The sequence below is a fragment of the Acetobacter papayae JCM 25143 genome (assembly GCF_000613285.1).
GTDB classification, from domain to species: domain Bacteria; phylum Pseudomonadota; class Alphaproteobacteria; order Acetobacterales; family Acetobacteraceae; genus Acetobacter; species Acetobacter papayae.
The window spans coordinates 1-17,705 of sequence record NZ_BAIN01000018.1 but is presented as its reverse complement, the minus strand read 5'-3'; the positions used below and the strand labels follow the sequence as shown (position 1 = coordinate 17,705).

Annotated in this window: 16 protein-coding genes, 1 tRNA gene and 2 pseudogenes; 9 read left to right on the top strand and 10 right to left on the bottom strand. The window is 56.9% G+C overall.

The window, feature by feature from the left end; all coding sequences use genetic code 11:
* The first annotated feature begins 4 nt into the window (after nucleotides 1-4).
* Nucleotides 5-682, top strand: coding sequence for a Smr/MutS family protein (locus JCM25143_RS06465; RefSeq protein WP_035370605.1), 678 nt, complete (start codon nucleotides 5-7; stop codon nucleotides 680-682).
* Between the two features lie 29 nt (nucleotides 683-711).
* Here the strand turns inward: JCM25143_RS06465 and JCM25143_RS06460 are convergent, their stop codons facing one another.
* Nucleotides 712-1,827 carry a hypothetical protein gene (locus JCM25143_RS06460; protein WP_148300032.1) on the bottom strand — a complete coding sequence of 372 codons (1,116 nt, stop codon included), beginning with the start codon at nucleotides 1,825-1,827 and terminating at the stop codon, nucleotides 712-714.
* A gap of 201 nt (nucleotides 1,828-2,028) precedes the next feature.
* A pseudogene (gene hemF, locus JCM25143_RS17510) lies at nucleotides 2,029-2,942 on the bottom strand (oxygen-dependent coproporphyrinogen oxidase).
* A gap of 168 nt (nucleotides 2,943-3,110) precedes the next feature.
* On the opposite strand from hemF, the gene JCM25143_RS06450 reads away from it, so the two are divergent.
* From JCM25143_RS06450 to JCM25143_RS06425, 7 genes are all read left to right on the top strand, one after another.
* Complete coding sequence (locus JCM25143_RS06450) at nucleotides 3,111-4,316, top strand: cytochrome b (protein ID WP_025860424.1); 1,206 nt, start codon at nucleotides 3,111-3,113, stop codon at nucleotides 4,314-4,316.
* Nucleotides 4,313-5,107 carry a cytochrome c1 gene (locus tag JCM25143_RS06445; RefSeq protein ID WP_035370602.1) on the top strand — a complete coding sequence of 265 codons (795 nt, stop codon included), beginning with the start codon at nucleotides 4,313-4,315 and terminating at the stop codon, nucleotides 5,105-5,107. The genes JCM25143_RS06450 and JCM25143_RS06445 overlap by 4 nt, the downstream gene beginning before the upstream one ends.
* Entirely contained in the window at nucleotides 5,094-5,981 is an 888-nt protein-coding gene (locus tag JCM25143_RS06440) for an S-methyl-5'-thioadenosine phosphorylase (protein WP_025860422.1), read from the top strand. The genes JCM25143_RS06445 and JCM25143_RS06440 overlap by 14 nt, the downstream gene beginning before the upstream one ends.
* Before the next feature lie 301 nt (nucleotides 5,982-6,282).
* Entirely contained in the window at nucleotides 6,283-7,179 is an 897-nt protein-coding gene (locus JCM25143_RS06435; RefSeq protein ID WP_148300031.1) for a hypothetical protein, read from the top strand.
* A complete protein-coding gene (locus JCM25143_RS06430; protein WP_148300030.1) occupies nucleotides 7,139-7,792 on the top strand; it encodes a hypothetical protein in 654 nt (217 codons plus the stop codon). Before JCM25143_RS06435 ends, JCM25143_RS06430 begins: the two co-directional genes overlap by 41 nt.
* Nucleotides 7,789-8,841 (top strand): hypothetical protein, encoded by a 1,053-nt coding sequence (locus tag JCM25143_RS21925; protein WP_148300029.1) that lies wholly within the window; start codon nucleotides 7,789-7,791, stop codon nucleotides 8,839-8,841. Before JCM25143_RS06430 ends, JCM25143_RS21925 begins: the two co-directional genes overlap by 4 nt.
* On the top strand, nucleotides 8,822-9,295 hold the full coding sequence (locus tag JCM25143_RS06425; RefSeq protein ID WP_159101596.1) for a hypothetical protein: 474 nt from the start codon (nucleotides 8,822-8,824) through the stop codon (nucleotides 9,293-9,295). The genes JCM25143_RS21925 and JCM25143_RS06425 overlap by 20 nt, the downstream gene beginning before the upstream one ends.
* A 48-nt stretch (nucleotides 9,296-9,343) precedes the next feature.
* Here the strand turns inward: JCM25143_RS06425 and JCM25143_RS06420 are convergent, their stop codons facing one another.
* Nucleotides 9,344-10,318: a glycosyltransferase family 2 protein gene (locus JCM25143_RS06420; RefSeq protein ID WP_025860418.1), complete on the bottom strand. Its 975-nt coding sequence runs from the start codon at nucleotides 10,316-10,318 to the stop codon at nucleotides 9,344-9,346.
* A gap of 184 nt (nucleotides 10,319-10,502) precedes the next feature.
* Nucleotides 10,503-10,588 (bottom strand) — tRNA-Tyr (locus JCM25143_RS06415).
* Nucleotides 10,589-10,798: 210 nt separating this feature from the next.
* On the opposite strand from JCM25143_RS06415, the gene panB reads away from it, so the two are divergent.
* The gene (panB, locus tag JCM25143_RS06410; RefSeq protein WP_025860417.1) at nucleotides 10,799-11,629 is read left to right on the top strand and encodes a 3-methyl-2-oxobutanoate hydroxymethyltransferase; all 831 of its coding nucleotides are present in this window, start codon (nucleotides 10,799-10,801) and stop codon (nucleotides 11,627-11,629) included.
* 79 nt (nucleotides 11,630-11,708) lie between these two features.
* Here panB and JCM25143_RS06405 read toward each other — a convergent pair whose 3' ends face one another.
* The 6 genes and pseudogenes from JCM25143_RS06405 to JCM25143_RS25385 all read right to left on the bottom strand — a co-directional run.
* Complete coding sequence (locus JCM25143_RS06405) at nucleotides 11,709-12,800, bottom strand: NADH:flavin oxidoreductase/NADH oxidase (protein ID WP_025860416.1); 1,092 nt, start codon at nucleotides 12,798-12,800, stop codon at nucleotides 11,709-11,711.
* A gap of 469 nt (nucleotides 12,801-13,269) precedes the next feature.
* Nucleotides 13,270-14,253 carry a zinc-dependent alcohol dehydrogenase family protein gene (locus JCM25143_RS06400; protein ID WP_025860415.1) on the bottom strand — a complete coding sequence of 328 codons (984 nt, stop codon included), beginning with the start codon at nucleotides 14,251-14,253 and terminating at the stop codon, nucleotides 13,270-13,272.
* A 23-nt stretch (nucleotides 14,254-14,276) separates the two neighbouring features.
* Nucleotides 14,277-15,266 carry a UDP-glucose 4-epimerase GalE gene (gene galE / locus JCM25143_RS06395; protein WP_025860414.1) on the bottom strand — a complete coding sequence of 330 codons (990 nt, stop codon included), beginning with the start codon at nucleotides 15,264-15,266 and terminating at the stop codon, nucleotides 14,277-14,279.
* Nucleotides 15,267-15,326: 60 nt separating this feature from the next.
* Nucleotides 15,327-15,653 carry a DUF4175 family protein gene (locus JCM25143_RS24685; RefSeq protein ID WP_267879921.1) on the bottom strand — a complete coding sequence of 109 codons (327 nt, stop codon included), beginning with the start codon at nucleotides 15,651-15,653 and terminating at the stop codon, nucleotides 15,327-15,329.
* Between the two features lie 86 nt (nucleotides 15,654-15,739).
* Nucleotides 15,740-17,551 (bottom strand): annotated as a pseudogene (locus JCM25143_RS17505) (DUF4175 family protein); the annotation flags it as partial.
* On the bottom strand, nucleotides 17,500-17,705 hold a 206-nt coding region (locus JCM25143_RS25385), incomplete at its 5' end, for a hypothetical protein (RefSeq protein ID WP_408735028.1). The pseudogene JCM25143_RS17505 and the gene JCM25143_RS25385, both read right to left, overlap by 52 nt.

The window sequence follows — 17,705 nt, the reverse complement described above, 5'->3', positions numbered from 1 at the left end:
CAACGTGGCGGGACGACGCAGAAGCTTGAGAGAGGATGAGCGCGCGCTCTGGGCGCTGGTGGCGCGCGATGTAGCACCCCTGCGCTCTGCCCTGCGTCTGCCGCCCGGCGCGGATACACGGCAGGCGGAAACCGGGCGCGAACGCCAGCCTTTACCGGATATGGCGCCTCCAGCGCGCCGCCGAGGTGTTCTGCCGGAGCAATCTGAGGCCACCATGCCGGGCGGGCAGGCCGTAGGCGCTAGCGTATCCATGGAGGAGCTTCTGGCTACGGGGTTTGCCGGAGTGCCGGGCCCTGCCGTGCGGGTGGCGCTGGTGCCTGCCCCAGCAGACAGGATCGGCAAGCGCCAGCCCGGTGTGGATGACTATAACTGGCGGCGTTTTTCTCAGGGCGGCATGCGTGCGGATCTGCGGCTGGATCTGCACGGTATGGTGGCGCAGGATGCTTTCCGCCGGTTGATGGAGTTTCTGGACGTAGCCACCCGGCGCGATGCGCGCTGTGTTGAAATCATTACCGGGCTTGGCTCGGGGCAGGAGGGTGGTGTCCTGCGGCGCGAATTGCCCATGTGGCTTGAACGACCGGAAATCCGCTCCAGAATTCTGGGGCTGGCTTACCCGCATGTTGGCAATAAAGGGTCTGTCCGGGTTCTGCTCCGGCGCAGGAAAAACGGCCCCAAAGCCTGAAGCGTCAGGGGGCTTCAGGCGTTATCTGTTCAGCCGGTATGCGTGGTGTCGCGCCAGCGGGGCAGGTTGAGTGCCAGCCAGCGCCGAATGGCCATGATCAGGCTGACATCGGGCATGGTGTCGTTATAGAGCGCCATGCAGGTCGCGCCGGTTTTCATGCTTTCGCGGTTTTCTGCCGCAGCGTTGACAAGCACAGGGCGTGTTGCGCTGATTTCTGCCGCATGTCGCCACCGGGCAACGGCGGCGGGCGGGGTCAGCAGGGGCAGTAGCAGTACGGCCTTGATACTGCTGGCGGTTGCCAGTGCCTGCCACGCACTGGCCAGAGGTGCCAGCGCCATTTTCCGGCGTTCACGTTGCAGCACGGTCATGAAGCCGGGGGGCAGCGTGGGTTCGGAAACCGGCAGGGCGTTTGGCGTGTTGATGAACAATGGCACAAAACCCTGCTTGGCCAGTGTGGCAATGCGGGCTTCGTATTCTCTGTCCAGCGGGATCTGTATTGCATCCACCGTGCCGGCATAGAGCGCGTCCATGGCGCTTTCGGGCGTTGCATAGCCGCTTATGGGCTGGGGGCGTAGGCCAAGCAGGTCGAATGCCAGCAGTGTGGGGAGTTCCGGCCCGGTAGGGCGCGAGACCGCCACCCGTGTCTTGCGGTTACCTAAAAGGGCCCCGAAGGAAAGATGCAGCGACACATGGCCGATGGTGACACTGGGCTGGCAGGTCATGAAGACGGGCAGCCAGCGTTCATAATCATAATGGACCCGCGTATCGCCCATCATGGAGGCCAGCATGACCGTACCCGGTGCCATGAGGGCGGTTGGGGCATCGGGGGCCTGTTGCTGGGCATCAAACAGGTTGGCCCCGGTTACACCATCCCACCCCAGAGCGTGGCTGAGGGTGAAGGGGCTCGGGCGCTGGAGGCTTTCCTCCAGCAGCGGGGTAAGCAGGGAGGCCCAGCGGCCACTGGGTGTTTCGGGGGTGCCCGCCACAATCAGTTGTGTCTGTGATCTGGCCTGCGCTGGCAGGGAGTCGTTCAGGCTGTTATCAGCCCGGGCCGCATTACCCGTAAAAGCGGGTGCAAGCAGGCCAGCTCCCGCGCCACTTGCCAGCCCGCCAAGAAAAAACCGGCGCGACATATCTGTGGCCATCTTCGTGGCATGAGAGAAAAAGCAGCGGGTTCCGTCGGGGGCAGGCAAGCGTTTACGATCCTTTTCTGACATTCTGACGCAGTGTAGGCCAGATTGGCGGCAGAATCACGGCAGATTTATCCACCATGATTCTGCGCGGCCTGTCAGGGCAGGGCGATGCAGCCTGCGCGGGGTATCAATGAAGGCCTCAGGCAGACAGGCTCAGGGCCATTTGACCTCGGGGGGCATGCTCATGAGAATGGCTTCGGTATTGCCGCCGGTTTTCAGTCCGAACAGCGTGCCCCGGTCATGCAGGAGGTTGAACTCCACATACCGGCCCCGGCGGATAAGCTGGGCCTCGCGCTGTTCGGGCGTCCAGGGTTCCATCATGCGTGAACGGATGATGCGCGGATAGGAATCCAGAAAGGCCAGCCCCACATCGCGGGTGAAGGCAAAGTCCATATCGGCCTTGCCGGTGTCCAGACGGTCGTAGAAAATCCCGCCCAGTCCGCGCGGTTCATCACGGTGGGGGAGGTAGAAATACTTGTCGCACCAGGCCTTGAAGCGCGGATAATATTCCGGGTCATGCGCCGCACAGGCCTTGGCGAAAGCTGCATGGAACTGGGCTGCATCGTCCTGTGCGGCTTCGCTCGCGGGGAACATGGGCGTAATATCGCCGCCACCGCCAAACCAGCCTGCGTGGTAATGATCATACGGGTGTTGAAATGGGCCGCAGGCACCAGCGGGCTGCACATATGCGCCACAAGGCTGATCCCTGTTGCAAAGAAATGCGGATTGTCTGACGCACCGGGGATGGTGCCGGCAAATTCAGGGGAAAACGTGCCCTGCACGGTGGAAACATTCACCCCCACCTTTTCAAACACCCGGCCGCGCATGACGCTCATGACGCCACCACCGCCCGGCGTGCCGTCTTCAGTCGGGCGCTGCCATGCCTGCCGCTCGAAACGGCCTGCGGCCTCATGGCCCGGCAGGGTAGGGCTGGACTGCGCCATTGCTTCGTCCTCAATCTGTTCAAATGCGGCGCAGATTTGGTCACGCAGGGTTTCAAACCACGCGCGTGCTGAGTCTCTCAGCAGATCATGCGACGGCACGGAGGCGGGTTGGACGGCTGTCATGGCGTGTCATTCTTCCGTTGTGTGTCCTGTGGGCCGGTGCGGACTCGCGCTCCGGCAGAGTGTGTGTAGGGGTGCCCTTCCCGGCGGGTCATTGCAAGACCGCTCAATTCGCCGTTAATACCCAAAGCCCGCCAGCCATGGTGCGGCGGATGCAGGGAGTAGAGCCGCATGGCCGATGAAACGCCATCTCGCCAGCAGGGGAACGCGGGTGCACAGCAGGCCGATGCTGGGCCTCTGGCCTTTGCGCGGGCCTATGCCGACCTGCCTTTGCCCGCTGATCTGAACTGGCTGTGGACATTCGGCGCGGTGCTTGTAGCCATACTGGGGCTCATGCTGGCCAGCGGTCTTTTTCTGGCGCTCACCTACACGCCAGATGCAGGGCTGGCATTCTCCAGTGTCGAGAGTATCGAGCGGCGCATCCCCTATGGCTGGCTGCTGCGGGCCATGCACATGACCGGGGCCTCGTTCTGCATGGCGGCATTGTATGTCCACATCCTGCGCGGCCTGTATTACCGGGCTTACCTGCCTCCGCGCCGCGCGGTGTGGGGGAGTGGCTGCGCTCTTATGGCCATGCTGATGATCACTGCTTTTGCTGGCTACGTGCTGCCATGGGGGCAGATGTCCTACTGGGGGGCGGATGTAGCTGGGCGCGCCGTGGCCACCCTGCCGCTGGTTGGGGGCTGGCTGGGGCGGGTGGTGCTGGGGGGCGATAGCCCCGGCACGGCCACGCTGCACCGTATGTTTGTGCTGCATTTCGCGCTGGCATTTGTGATTGTGGGCGCAATCGCACTGCATGTGGCGGTGCTGCATAAACGTGGGAGTTCCAGCCCGTCTGGCCATCAACCCACGGCGCGGGGCGGTATGCTGCCGTTCCATCCTTATTTTACCGCGCGGGATATGCTGGCCGTAGTGCTGGTGGCGCTGGCTTTTGTACTGGTGATGGGCCTGTGGCCGGAACTGATTGCCGAACCCGCCAATTATCGCCCCGCCAACCCGCTGCACACGCCTACCGATATCGAGCCTGAATGGTATTTCCTGCCTTTTTACGGAATGATGCAGGTTGTGCCCGACCAGCTTGGCGGCGTGCTGCTAGCCGGAGGGGCCGTGGCCATGCTGTTTGCCGTGCCATGGCTGGACAGGGGCGGGCGTGTTGGAGAGCGTGCGCCTGTACGTCTGCTGGCTCTGGCGCTGCTGGTTGGGGCGGCTGTTGTGGCCGCCTGTGCCGGGCGGCACCATGCGCAGGGTGCGTGGCTTCTGGCTGGGCGTGTGGCTATTGGCGTGTATTACGCCTATTTTCTACTGTTTCTACCATGGCTGGGCGGGCAGGGCCTGCCCTTGACGCAGGATGATGGGGAAAAGGAGACCAGCGCATGATCCGCTTTGTGGTGGCGCGGGTGTCTTCCAGCCTGCTGCGTCGGAAGTGGCTGGCCCTTGTAGGCGTGTTGCTGCTGGGGGTGCCCGGTATGGCGGCGGCGGAAGGTGGTAAGCCGGGGGCAGCTCCTGCATGGTCGTTCAGTGGTCCGCTAGGGCATTTCGATCTGGCCTCCGTCCAGCGTGGCTATGCTGTGTATGCTTCTGTCTGCTCTGCCTGCCACGGCATGGAGCAGGTGCATTTTTCCGACCTTGCGGGTATAGGGCTGAAAGCAGAGGATATTCAGGCTTTGGCCGCCACGCGCCAGATAGCAGATGGGCTGGATGCGCAAGGCCGCGTGCAGCGCCGTCCGGCCCGGCCCGATGACAGGATTCTGTCTCCCTATGTCAGCCCGGCAGCAGCACGGGCAGCGCATGGTGGAGTAGTGCCGCCTGATCTTTCCCGTATTGTTATGGTGCGACCCGGCGGGGCCTCGCGCATTTACGGCCTGCTGACAGGCTATGCCCCTGATGCCCAGTGGCAGGAGGGCAAGGGGTTCAGAAACCCTTACGGCATCGCTAATTTTACCGCCATGCCACCTCCTTTGCATGAAGGCGCGGTGAAGTATGCAGATGGCACACCGGCAACCGTTGCCCAGCAAGCGCGTGATGTAACCACCTTTCTGGCGTGGGTTTCAGCCCCCCATCAGGACGAGCGACGCAGGCTGGGAGTGGGCGCGGGGCTGTATCTGTGCTTTCTTGCGGCCCTGTTTATGATCCTTACCCGGAGAATCTGGTCACATGTCAGAAAATGAAACCGTGGAACCCGTCATCGGCCTGATCGGTGGTTCGGGTCTGTATGATATTGACGGCCTGCAGGACAAGGAATGGCGCACGGTTGAAACCCCGTGGGGCAGCCCTTCGGATCAGTTGCTGTTCGGGCGGCTTGATGGCGTGCGCTGCGTGTTTCTGCCCCGCCATGGCCGGGGCCACCCTATTCCGCCCACAAAGCTGAACTACAAAGCCAATATTGCCGCGATGAAGATTTCCGGCGTGACGGATATTGTCTCGCTGTCTGCCGTGGGCTCCCTCAAGGAAGAGTTGCCGCCGGGCACTTTTGTTGTGATCGACCAGTTTATCGACCGTACGATCGCGCGTGAGAAAAGCTTTTTCGATACAGGCTGCGTAGCCCATGTTTCCATGGCTGACCCGCTGTGCAACCGCGTGGGTGACACGCTGGAAGCTCAGGCCCGCGCATTGGGTATCGATGTGGCGCGGGGCGGCACGTATCTGGTTATGGAAGGCCCGCAGTTCTCGACCCGTGCGGAAAGCGAACTCTACCGTACATGGGGTTGCTCCGTTATCGGCATGACCAATATGCCCGAAGCAAGCCTCGCCCGCGAAGCTGAGATCTGCTACGCAACCGTGGCCATGGTGACGGATTACGACTGCTGGCACACCGAGCATGATAATGTGAGCGTGGATAGCGTGGTTAAAATCATGCAGGCGAATTCGGCCAAGGCCAAGGCGCTGGTCAAGGCGGTTATCCCGGCCCTTGGCTGCAGTGCCCGTCCCCATTGCCATGCAGGCTGCGACCGCTCACTGGAATACGCAGTGATTACTGCACCCGAAAAGCGTGACCCGGAACTGATTGCAAAACTCAAAACCATTGCAGGTCGGGTTCTGTAAATCTGATTATATAATGGTTGGAAAACATAAATGGCGGCGGTTTAAACTGCCGCCATTTATGTATTACCCCAGAAGGAATGATGTTCACTGAGGGGGAGGGGAGTTATAAAATTAATACTTTAATAAAATTAAGTATTAATTTTACAATGAGAGGCGGGAAATGAGGTTTATTTCAATTAATTTCAATAAATTTTTTATTTTTATTGTAGCGGTTATTGTAACGTTGCTGTCGTTTTTTTCTATTAATCGTATATTTCTTTTGGATTCTGATGTCGTTAATTGTTATTTTGAGGCATTGGATATGGCTGAAGGTAATATATTTTTACAAGGATGGCATTTACCCCCTGACAGTTTTTGGCTGATAGATGTTGCGGGTATGAGTGCTTTGGTAAGGCTCTTGGGGCCTGACGCTAATATTCCCTTTATTCTATCCGCGTTTTGGTTCGCTGCAACCGTAGGCTTTTCAGTATTACTGTCTATTAAGAGTTCTGAACAGTGGGATTGGCGACGAGCGTTGCCTGTTATTCTTTTTATGGGTTTTATTCCACTGTTTCTGCGCACATCTGTTAGTTATGTTGTTTATGCACCGTATCACATTGGTACTATCGCTATAAGTCTTTTGGGTCTTATATTTGCGCAAAATATATTTTCTGGAAAAAGATATATATTAAGTAGTTTTGTTTTATTTATTGTATCATTATTTATTTTTTCTAGTGATTTTTTTGGATTTGCTGTTTTCTTATGCCCGCTTCTTTTTGTGGGACTGTTGTGCTTTTTTAAAGGTGAGTTGGGGAGGAAATCTTTTTATTTTATATTTGTGTCGGTGTTTTGTGCTTGGTTGTTTGATGGAATATTAAAGTATTGCATTGTCCAGCATGGAGGCTTTACCTCTGCAAAACTATCTACATCGTTTGTTCCGCTCGAAAAAATTCCTGAAAAAGCACTATATACGGTGAAATCACTGCTTGATTTTTATGGTGCTGATTTTTTTGGCTCATGGGGGCAGGTTTTTGTTTTTGGTTTAAGACTTATTCCGCTGTTAATAATTATTGGGTTTTATAAAGTAAAAATTTCGACATATGCAGAAGCGAAGAAGTTTTTCTTTGAGTGTGACCCAGTTTCTCAAGTCGTGATTATTGGTGCTGTTATTGATTTTTGTGCTGGATTTTTCTCGAATTTTGGTGTCGAAAAAAAGTGATATTGTTAGATATTTTTTCCCGTTTTTTGTTTATTCGATTATTTTGTATGCACGTAATGCTCCCAAAATTCATACGTTAGCTTTTTTGGTTCCTTGCATTGTTAGTGGATTTATTGTTTTCGGAATATGGAGAGTATGGGGTAATCAGGAAATACGTTTTGTAGATATTTTCCATCTTGGGCATCAGATTGATACGAGGGAAGTAAATTATGTTCTTTTGCAGCATAATTTACAATATGGTTATGCTGGATATTGGGATGCGTCTGTTACAACGGTTAACAGTGCAGGTCATCAGACCGTCAGGGCTCTGAAAAATCTCAAATTATTTGACGAAAAACATAATGAAAAACCTGCAAATGAGTGCACTTTCGCTCCCTATTTGTGGCTGAGTAAGGAAAGTTGGTATCATCGTTCCGAATTTTCAGGAGGGAAGAGCATTTTTTTCATCACGCATGATGGCGAGGATCCTAACCATGCTTGGATAAGGCACGGTGATCTTGTCGCATCATTGGGTGAACCAAATCAGCATTATGTTCTTCATGATGGTGTTGGTATAGATGTTTACTCAAGAGATAAACTTGATGGATGTAATGGGCTGTTTTTAGAAGATTGACCGATTTGGCCAAGCATTTATCAAAATATAATGCGTTCGGGAGTTTATGTGGTGCTGTTTACGATCTGTTTGAATGGGTGTGCTGTAACGCACTACACCACATGCTGAAAAATAAACCTAAATTTGGTTTAATTTCAGGGGGAGCTGCACTTGTCCTGACAACCGTTTTTGCATTGTGTGTTCAGGTTTATGCGGGCGTCATGTTGCGCGGTTTGTATGCGGATGGAGCATTTTTTGTTACCCATATCGCGGAAAAGCAGGGGCTATGTATTATGCAGCCTGCAAGGCCATTTAGCCAAATATTAACGCAGTGGCCTATTGTTGTCGGTATGTGGCTCGGAAGGCGTTCGTTGTATGATGTGGCGCTCGGTTTTAGTCTTTCTACCAATATCATGCCCGGTCTTTTTATTCTGGCTTCTTGTCTGGTAATGTCAGCGAAAGACCGGGTGCTGGCGGTGTTTCCTGTTTTTATTTATTTTTCGACTATTTTGAGTTCGCAATTCGCTAGTGTAACAGAAGGCTTGGTTGCTACAGCATATTTCTGGTTTTTGCTTACATTAATTGTTTATGGAAACTTTGGACTAATACATAAAATTATTGTTTCTTTTCTTGCGTTGGGTTGCCTGCGCTTGCAAGAAGGAATGATATTCCTAGGGCCACTTCTTGTGTTTGTCTGTGTGCTGCGCTTTAGGCGTGAAACACGCCTTTGGAATAAGGTGATATTGGCGTTTGTTGCGGTTTGCGGGCTGGTGAGTGCTGCTATTGCAGTGGGATATGCTCTTTATCCAGTCGATGCCGGAGAGCGAAGCTCCTTCTTGGGTAGCTTTTTGGCGTTTAAATGGGTGTATAATCGAGGGTGGCTCTCTGGTTATTGGGGGGTAAATTTATGCGCTATTCTGGGTGTTGTTGCTGCAATTAGTATTTTATTGGTAATTGTCAGGCCTTTATATGGGTGGCTGGTTTTTTATATATTTTTACTTTTTTTTGTGCGTAGCTTCGGTTTCAGCATTTTATTTCCCATTTCTTGTTATGCCGCTGACCCAGTTTGATGCCCGGCATAATCCAACTCTATTAACTGTGCCGTTGGGTATTTTTTATGCGGTGACGAAGGATAGTTTTCGCCTCAGAAAAGCAATTACAGCAAGGCCGGTTGCTGGTTTGGTATGTGCTCTTGGTGTGAGTGTCAGTATCTGGCATCTCGCCGCAACGCGTGAATGGGTGGAATTCAGGCATTATATTGTGCATGTATTGGAAACCCGGCAGGGACTGGTATCGTGGGAAAGTGTTTTGCAGACAGCAGATAACCGACAGCGGCGACTGCTATGGAGTATGAGTTTTCCATGGACTAATCCTGATTTTAGTCTGGAAATTTTGCCGCGTCAGAATATAGGTTCGATTATTGTAGCCCCCCAAAACTATTATGGCTGGCAACCTTATGATGTGATGAATATAAAAACTATGCCTAATATTCCGGGTATTATATATAAATACAATGATCCATAAGTATTTTATAATATAAACATAAGGGAGTAAATTTATAGGTTTTATTATCTAAATTTTTGAGGGTTTATGGTCTTCTGTGGTGTTTTTATTTTCGGAATCATAGATTCGACGAATAATATAAGTAGGTCTGCATTTTGTTTCCATATAAATGCGACCGATATATTCTCCAAGAAGGCCAATAGAGATCAACTGCACTGATCCGAAAAAAGTTACAGCGACGAATAGGGATGTGTAGCCCGGCACCGGGTTGCCGATGATCAGGGTTCGGGTCAGGATCAGGCCGCCATAGAGCAGGGCCAGAACAGCTCCGATCCCGCCGATATAGGTCCAGATACGCAACGGAACCGTGGAAAAGCTCGTCACGCCTTCCATGGCTAGATTCCACAGCGATAGTGCCGAAAATTTTGAATCACCCGCGCAACGGACAGGGCGAACGTAATCGATTGTGACTGTACGGAAGCCTACCCATGAAAACAGACCTTTCATGAAACGTTGGCGTTCCGGAAACTGCTTCAGGGCTTCGACAACGCTTCGGTCGATAAGACGGAAATCGCCCACGTTTTCAGGAATTTTTATTTTCGAGATTGCGTTGTGGAATTTGTAGAAAGCGTTGGCTGACAGACGTTTAAGGAATGAATCTGCAGTGCGGTCAATGCGTCGGGCTACGACGACCTCCGCTCCCTTTCGCCATGCCTCTACCATTTCGGCAAGCAGTTCTGGAGGGTCTTGCAAATCTACGTCGATAGGAATGACGGCATCCCCTCGAGAAGCGTCCAGTCCTGCTGTCAGCGCAGCTTCCTTGCCAAAATTTCTTGAAAGTTCAATGGCTCTGAATATGGGAGATTGTTTTGTCAGTGCAGTGATTTTTTGTAACGTATCATCCTGACTGCCATCATCGATACAGATAATTTCCCATCGTGTGTCAGGGATAGATTCAAGAAAAGGCATTATAGTTGCGGTAAAAACATCGATTGACCTGCTTTCATTGTAGCAAGGCACGATAAGAGAAATAAGCTGGGTCATCGATGTGTCTTTTTACATAGCAGAGAAAAATACAGCTCTGGCGGCTAAGGCCATGCGCATTTTACATATAAGAACCAAACGCGTAGAGCGATTTGAATATAGCCCTATACCGCGTTACTCTACCATTGTGCAGGTACAGCAGCGTGAAATGCAGTTACTTTATAATATGTTTTTTGGAGAAACATGGTGGAGGGGGTTGGATTCGAACCAACGTAGGCGTACGCCAGCGGATTTACAGTCCGCCCCCTTTAGCCACTCGGGCACCCCTCCATCGTGTGGAGACTGACCTAAAGCCTGAGCGTGGCCTTGTCAATGCCGTATGACGGATTGTTTTTATTTCCTGCGATTTAAGGGGCTTGGCTGGGGCCGTATGGCCCGTTCACACGGTTTTTTGGTCATACCGGGGTGGACAGGGGGAGTGCTTCGGGCAAAAGCTGCGGCTGGTTGTTGATGGATGATATAACAAGGGATGATGGAGCGATGAGCAAACAGCAGATAGTCAGGCGGCACACACCGCGCTCCATCGCAGCGCTGGACGCGCCCATTGTGATGCTGACAGCCTATACCGCCCCCATGGCCCGCCTGCTTGACCCCCATTGTGACATGCTTCTGGTGGGCGATTCACTGGGGATGGTGGTGTATGGCATGGATTCCACGCTGGCCGTGTCGCTGGACATGATGGTGGCGCATGGTCAGGCTGTCGTGCGCGGGAGCCAGAAAGCCTGTGTGGTGGTGGACCTGCCCTTTGGCAGCTATCAGGAAAGCCCGCAGCAGGCCTTCCGTTCGGCAGCCGAGATCATGGCGCGCACGGGGGCAGGGGGCGTCAAGCTCGAAGGCGGGCAGGAAATGGCCGAAACCATCCAGTTTCTGGTGGAAAGGGGCATTCCGGTCATGGGCCATATCGGCCTTAAGCCGCAGGCCGTGCATGCACATGGTGGCTTTCGCACCGTTGGCCGGGGCGATGAGGCCGAGCAGGTTCTGCGCGATGCGCTGGCCGTGGAGCAGGCCGGGGCGTTCTCGGTCGTGATCGAAAGCACTCTGGAGCCGCTGTCACGCGCCATTACGGAAAAACTGTCCATCCCCACCATCGGGATCGGCGCATCGCCAGCTTGTGACGGGCAGGTGCTAGTGGTGGATGACATGCTGGGCATTACCGCCACGCCGCCACGCTTTGTCAAAACCTTTGCTTCGCTGGGCGCTGATATAGAGCAGGCGGCGGCAGAGTATGCGCAGGCCGTACGCACACGGGCTTTCCCGACGGCTAAGGAATGTGTGGGCATGCCGACAGAGCAGGCGGCAGACAAGCCGTAAGGCAGGTAGTGCGGATACAGAAACGGCGCGGCAGGGAGCCGCGCCGTTATGGTTTTTTAGGGGGCTTTAAAGCCGCGCGTTACTGGTAGCGGCTCAGCCAGTAAGCGTAGGAAGGCGGCAGAACATCCCCGGCATTCTTGGCGTGCAGAATGCGTGCTGCCTCATTTGGCCAGTGTGGGTTGGCCAGGAAAGGGCGACCCATCGTGGCGATATCCAGAATATCGTTGCGGATCAGGGCATCTGCCTGACGGCCTTCGCTGATATACCATGATGTGCTGACAGGCAGCCCGGTTTCCTGCCGGGTGCGGTGGGCATATGGCGCCATGAAGGCAGGCCCCCACGGAATGTTGGCATCCGGGGTGGAAAACCCGATGCTGACTTCGATGAAATCCAGCCCTTCGGCTTTCATCTGCCGCATAAGGTCGATCGAGTTGCTCAGGGTTTCCTCATCCTGCCCATCAAACTCGATAATGCCAAAACGCGCGCAGAGCGGGCGATCTTCCGGCCATACGGCACGGACGGCGCGCAGGGTTTCGAGCAGGAAGCGCCCACGGTTGGCAACGCTGCCGCCATAGGCATCTGTCCGCTGGTTGGAATGGGCGGACCAGAAGCTCTGCGCCAGATAGCCATGGGCGAAATGGAGCATCAGCCAGCCAAAGCCGAGGTCACGGGCCCGTTCGGCTGCACGGACAAAATCAGCCTGCACACGAGCAATGTCTTCCAGCGTCATGGCCTGCGGCACGCGGTCCAGATGGGCGCCAAAAGCGATGGCTGAAGGGCCAATGGGCTGCCAGCCACGCGGGTCATCAGCCGCGATATGGTTATCGCCTTCCCACGGTATGTTGGCGCTGGCCTTGCGCCCGGCATGCGCGATCTGGATACCCGGCACGGTCCCGGCCTTGTGCATGGCGGCAACAATGGGGGCAAAGGCTTCTGCCTGCGTGTCGTTCCAAAGGCCAAGGCAGTTGGGGGTGATGCGCCCTTCGGGAGAAACCGCCGTGGCCTCAATGGTCACCAGTCCAGCCCCGCCCCGTGCGAGGGAGGTGTAATGCGTGCTGTGCCAGTCGTTGGGTACGCCGTCCTGCGCCATGTACTGGCACATGGGGCCGACTGCAATCCGGTTACGGAGTGTGCTACCCTTGAGTGAGTAGGAGTCGAACAAGTTAGGCATGAGGGATTCCTCCAGGATCAGGCCGTGCGGGGCCAATAGTTCGATATTAATGGAACTATTGGTTTAGGCAAGTGGATAAACGATAGGCCCATAGATGAAACAGTATGATCACCCCTGCGCTGCGGATTTTACCGTAACCCAGATTCTGCACGCCCTGTCAGATCCGTTCCGCCTGTCCATTGTCCGGCGTCTGGCTGCCTTGCAGCCCCAGCCTGCGCGCCGTTGCAGGGGGGGCGGCCAAAATCCTCGGTTTCGCATCATTTCGCGGTACTGCGTGCGGCGGGATTGGTGCGGACAGAGGTTGTGGGGGTCACCCACATGAACAGCCTGCGTGAGCAGGAACTCGATACCCGCTTTCCCGGTTTGCTCAGCGCTATTCTGGCTGCCTGTGACGTAGAAAACAGCCCGTTTGAGCCCGATTCAAACCCCTTCGCCACGGCACAGCCTGCGTGGCATTGTAGGCCGCGGTTCAGGGCACCAGCACGGCCGCGCCATCAAAACGGCCGTGGCGCAGGTCATCCAGCGCGGTGTTAGCGTCTTTTAGAGCATAGGGTGTCGTTGTGGCGCGGATACCGATCCGTGGTGCCAGTGAGAGAAATTCCAGCCCATCCTCACGCGTCAGATTGGCGACGGACACAATTTCACGCTCTTCCCACAGGATATCGTAGGAAAAAGCGGGAATGGTGCTCATGTGAATACCCGCACACACAACACGACCACCCTTGCGAACGGCCTTGAGTGCGGCTGGTACCAACCCGCCATCAGGGGCGAAGATAATGGTGGCATCCAGTGGCGTGGGGGGTAGTTCATCCGAACCACCTGCCCATTGCGCGCCCAGCGAGCGGGCAAAGTCCTGTGTTTTCGTATCACCCGTGCGGGTAAAGGCGTAAAACGGGCGTTTCTGCCATGTCAGCACCTGAGCAAGAATATGCGCGGCGGCCCCAAAGCCATAAAGCCCGATTGTTTTAGCATCGCCCGCCTTACCCAAAGCACGCCAGCCGATCAGCCCCGCGCAGAGCAGGGGAGCAAGCTCCACATCGGAACCACTATCCCCCAGAGGAAAGGCGAAGCGAGCATCGGCTACGGCCAGCGTGGCGTAGCCACCATTGCGGGTGAAACCAGTAAATTCAGGGGCGTCGCACAGGTTTTCGTGGTGACTGGCGCAGTAGGGGCAATGCCCACAGGTATGCCCCAGCCACGGAATACCCACACGCTGCCCAATGGAAAGCCCCTCCACACCCGGGCCAAGCTGGTCGATCCGGCCCACGATTTCATGCCCCGGAATAATGGGCAGCGTGGGGTGAGGCAGTTCGCCATCAACCACATGCAGGTCCGTGCGGCACACGCCACAGGCGAGAACCTTAACCCGGATTTCACCCGCGCCCGGTATGGGGTCGGGCAATTCCTCCCATTGCAGGGGCGTATGATGGGCGTGCAGGCGCATGGCGAACATAGCGGGGTCTCCTGTATGCCAGGTTACTGACTGGTATAGCCGTCCGGGTTGGCCTGGCGCCACAGGAAGGCGGTTTCCACAATCTGATCGATCCGCGTGAACTCTGGCGCCCAGCCTGTTGCGGCCATCAGCCGTGCGGGACTGGCAACAAGGCTTGCCGGGTCTCCCTCCCGGCGTGGTGCGGCGTGCCATGGAACCGGATGTCCGCTAACCCGCTCTACGGCGTCGATAATTTCGCGGTTTGAGTGTCCACGACCGGTGCCGATATTAAACACCACGCTTCGCTCATTCAGAAGGGGCAGTACCGCCAGATGCGCGCGGGCCAGATCTGTTACATGCACATAGTCACGCACACAGGTGCCGTCGGGCGTGGGGTAGTCCGTGCCAAACAGGCTGAGTGCGGCGCGGCGGCCTAGAGCGGCATCAATAGTTAGCGGAATGAGGTGAGTTTCAGGCTTGTGGTCCTCTCCCGCGCGGCCTGCGGGGTCGGCCCCAGCGGCGTTGAAGTAGCGCAGGCAGGCACTTTTCAGCCCGTGAATTCTGTCAGCCCAGTGCAGGGCGCGTTCAACCATGTATTTGCTCTCACCATAGGGGGAGCCGGGGTCGATGGGGGTGTCTTCGTCAATAAGCGCTTTCCCTGCCGAGCCAAACAGATTGGCGGTGGAGGAAAACACAAAGCGCTTTACGCCATGGCGGACACAGGCATCAATCAGGGCGAAGCCGCAGCCCGCATTGGCCTGCATGTACAGCAGGGGGTTCTGCATACTTTCGCCCACCAGCGACAGAGCGGCAAAATGTAGCACGGCATCCCATGGGCCGGAGGAGAGCACCCGCTCAAGGCAGGCGGCATCGGCCAGATCCTCCTGAACGAAGGTTGCTGCCGGGGGTACGGCCTGCCGGTGTCCTGTGCGCAGGCTGTCCAGCACGGTTACGTCATGACCATCATCCAGCAGGGCCAGCACCACATGGCTGCCGACATAGCCAGCCCCCCCTGTAACCAGAAAACGCGCCATGGGTGTCCTTTTACATTGCGTGTGTGCCCTGGCCATCGGGCCTGCATCAGAACGATTTTATCAGAACGGTTTGAGCAACCGGTCCAGATATTCCAGTTCCTGAGGAGGGCGTGTTCTATCGGAATCGCGGCGGCGCAGTTCCTGCTCGATTTCGCGCGCGCGCTGGCGTGTTACCGTGTCGGGCACATGGGTGCTGCCGTCATCGGGGGCTTGATCCTGACCTTCGCCCAGCTTGCGGCCCAGCGGGTCACGCTGGTCGTTTGTGCTGTCCTGATCATCCGCGCCGTCATCGGTATCCGTAGGGGTGCCTTCGCCGTTTTCACCCTGCGCGCTCTGGCCCTGCTGGCCGGGGCTGCCCCCTTCGGACTGACCGCCAAAGGAGGGCAGGAAGCTTGGCGCATTGTTGTTATGGCTGCCTTCATAGCTTCCTGCATCTGCTGGCGGCCTTGGCGGAGGGCATCGAGGGCTTTCTGTTCGGCGCTGGCGGCATCGGCGTCGTTGCCGTCAGCCAGCGCCTTGCGTGCGGCGCGCATTTGTGTGCGGGCTTCCCCCAGCGCCTCGGGGCTTTTACTGGTCAGGTCGTGAATTTCGTTCTGCAGTTCTTCCACCGCGCGTTCCAGAGCGTGCTGCGTGCCGCGTTCTGTCCGGCGGGCAGCGGCCTGCGCTTCGGCCAGTGCCGGGTCTGGCGGTGTGCTGGACGGTTCATGACCGGAAGGAGTGTCAGGGAAGGGGTGGTTATCATCCGCGCCGGGTGGGGTTGGCAGGCCCAGCCGGCGGAGCAGTTCGGATGTGGGCATATGCGCGAGGTCAAGCGGCGCGCCATCTTCCTGCGCATCGCCATCGGTTCCGTCATCCTGCGGGGGGGCGGGTGCGCGTTTTGGTCCTTCAAGTCGCGCCTGCGCATGATCCAGCAGCGAAAGCTGGCGGTTTGTTACGTCCTTGAGGGCTGCCATCTGCTCATGCGCCTGCTGGCGCGCCACCATCTGTTGGGCCATGGCGGCCAGATCCTGCGGGGTGGCGTTGCGCATGCGTTCGGTAGCGTCTGCCATATCCTGCAGGCGCTTCATGGCATCTTCGGCATGGCCGTTGGCGGCATCGGACTGCAACTGCTGCATCAGGTGCGAGAATGCCTTGTTACCCGCGGCGGTCAGGCCGGGCAGGTCGGGTATGGCGGTGTGGTTGCGCAGGGCATTGTCGGCCAAAGCCTGCATTTTGCGGCTAATGGCATCGGAAAGGGTTTTTAGCCGCTCTTCCAGTTCAGCCTGCCCATCGCCGTTTTGTGCGCCGTCCTGTTTGTCTGCCGGGTGGGGAGCGTGCAGGCGGGCGAGTTGCTGGGCCACTGCGGCCTGTGCGGCTCGCACGTCAAGCGAGGCCTGTGCGCTGGCTGTATCGCCCGAACGGCGGTCTTCTATATCGAGTGCCAGATCCCATAGCAGATTGGTGGCACCATCCTGCGCCGTGCGCGGGTCTTCATGCGGGTTGTCCAGCAGGGCTACAATGGCTGCGAGGTTCAGCGAAAGGGCCGTGATATTCTGGATGGGGCCGGGGGCATCGGCCAGCGCGTCAAGGTCGCCTGCGGCATCAGCAGCGGTTTCCTGCCCAAGGGCGAGACGCCTGCGCACATCAAGCACGGCCCGCGCCAGAGGGGAGTGGAAGGTGCGTGCCCCGAGCTTGAAGGTAACGGTGCGGCTTTCACCAGTCTGATTACTGATGGAGCGAGCGACAAGCTGGCCCGCGACTTCACTGCCTGCCCAGGGGTCTTCCGACAGGTCGGGTGTCAGTGCGCCGCGCACGCTGCGTGGGTGTCCGGTCAGGGGTACGGGCAGTGTGAGCGTGCGCGCGGTATCAGCGCCCCGTGCTGGGTGGGCAGCGTGCAGGATAACGCTCAGTTCAGACAGACCATAGGCGTGGCTGGCCTGATAGGGCAGGCGTGTGCGCCATCCGCCCGCCAGAGGGCCGGGGGATTCGCCCCATTCCACCTTGGGGGTTGCATCGGGCAGGACGGTCAGTGGCCACAGGGCTAGGGTGCGTCCACGCCCGCGCAGGCGGATGACACCACCCTGTTCGATTGTAGCACTCAGTTTCCAGCTATGGGCGTCAAGCGTCTGCACGCTCTGGCTGCCCAGCACTGCGCCATGCAGGCCGCTCAGGGTGGGGGCGGAGGCCATGCCGGATACAACCACGCTCAGCCGTGCAGCCTGTGCAATGCGCGGCGGGTTGGCGGGGTTCTGGTTTACGCCAAGAAAAACCGGGGCGTCCGGTGCGTAGGAGGGGGGGTAATCCACGCTTCGATATGTGGCAGCGGCACATCCGGGTCATCCCGGCCGGGAATGAAGGCGGCAAGTATGCGCCCCGGAGCAGCGGAACCAGCCAGCAGGGCGGCAATGAACAGGCAGCCGAGCAGCCCGCCCATGGCAGCGCGCGCGGTGGTGCTGGCGG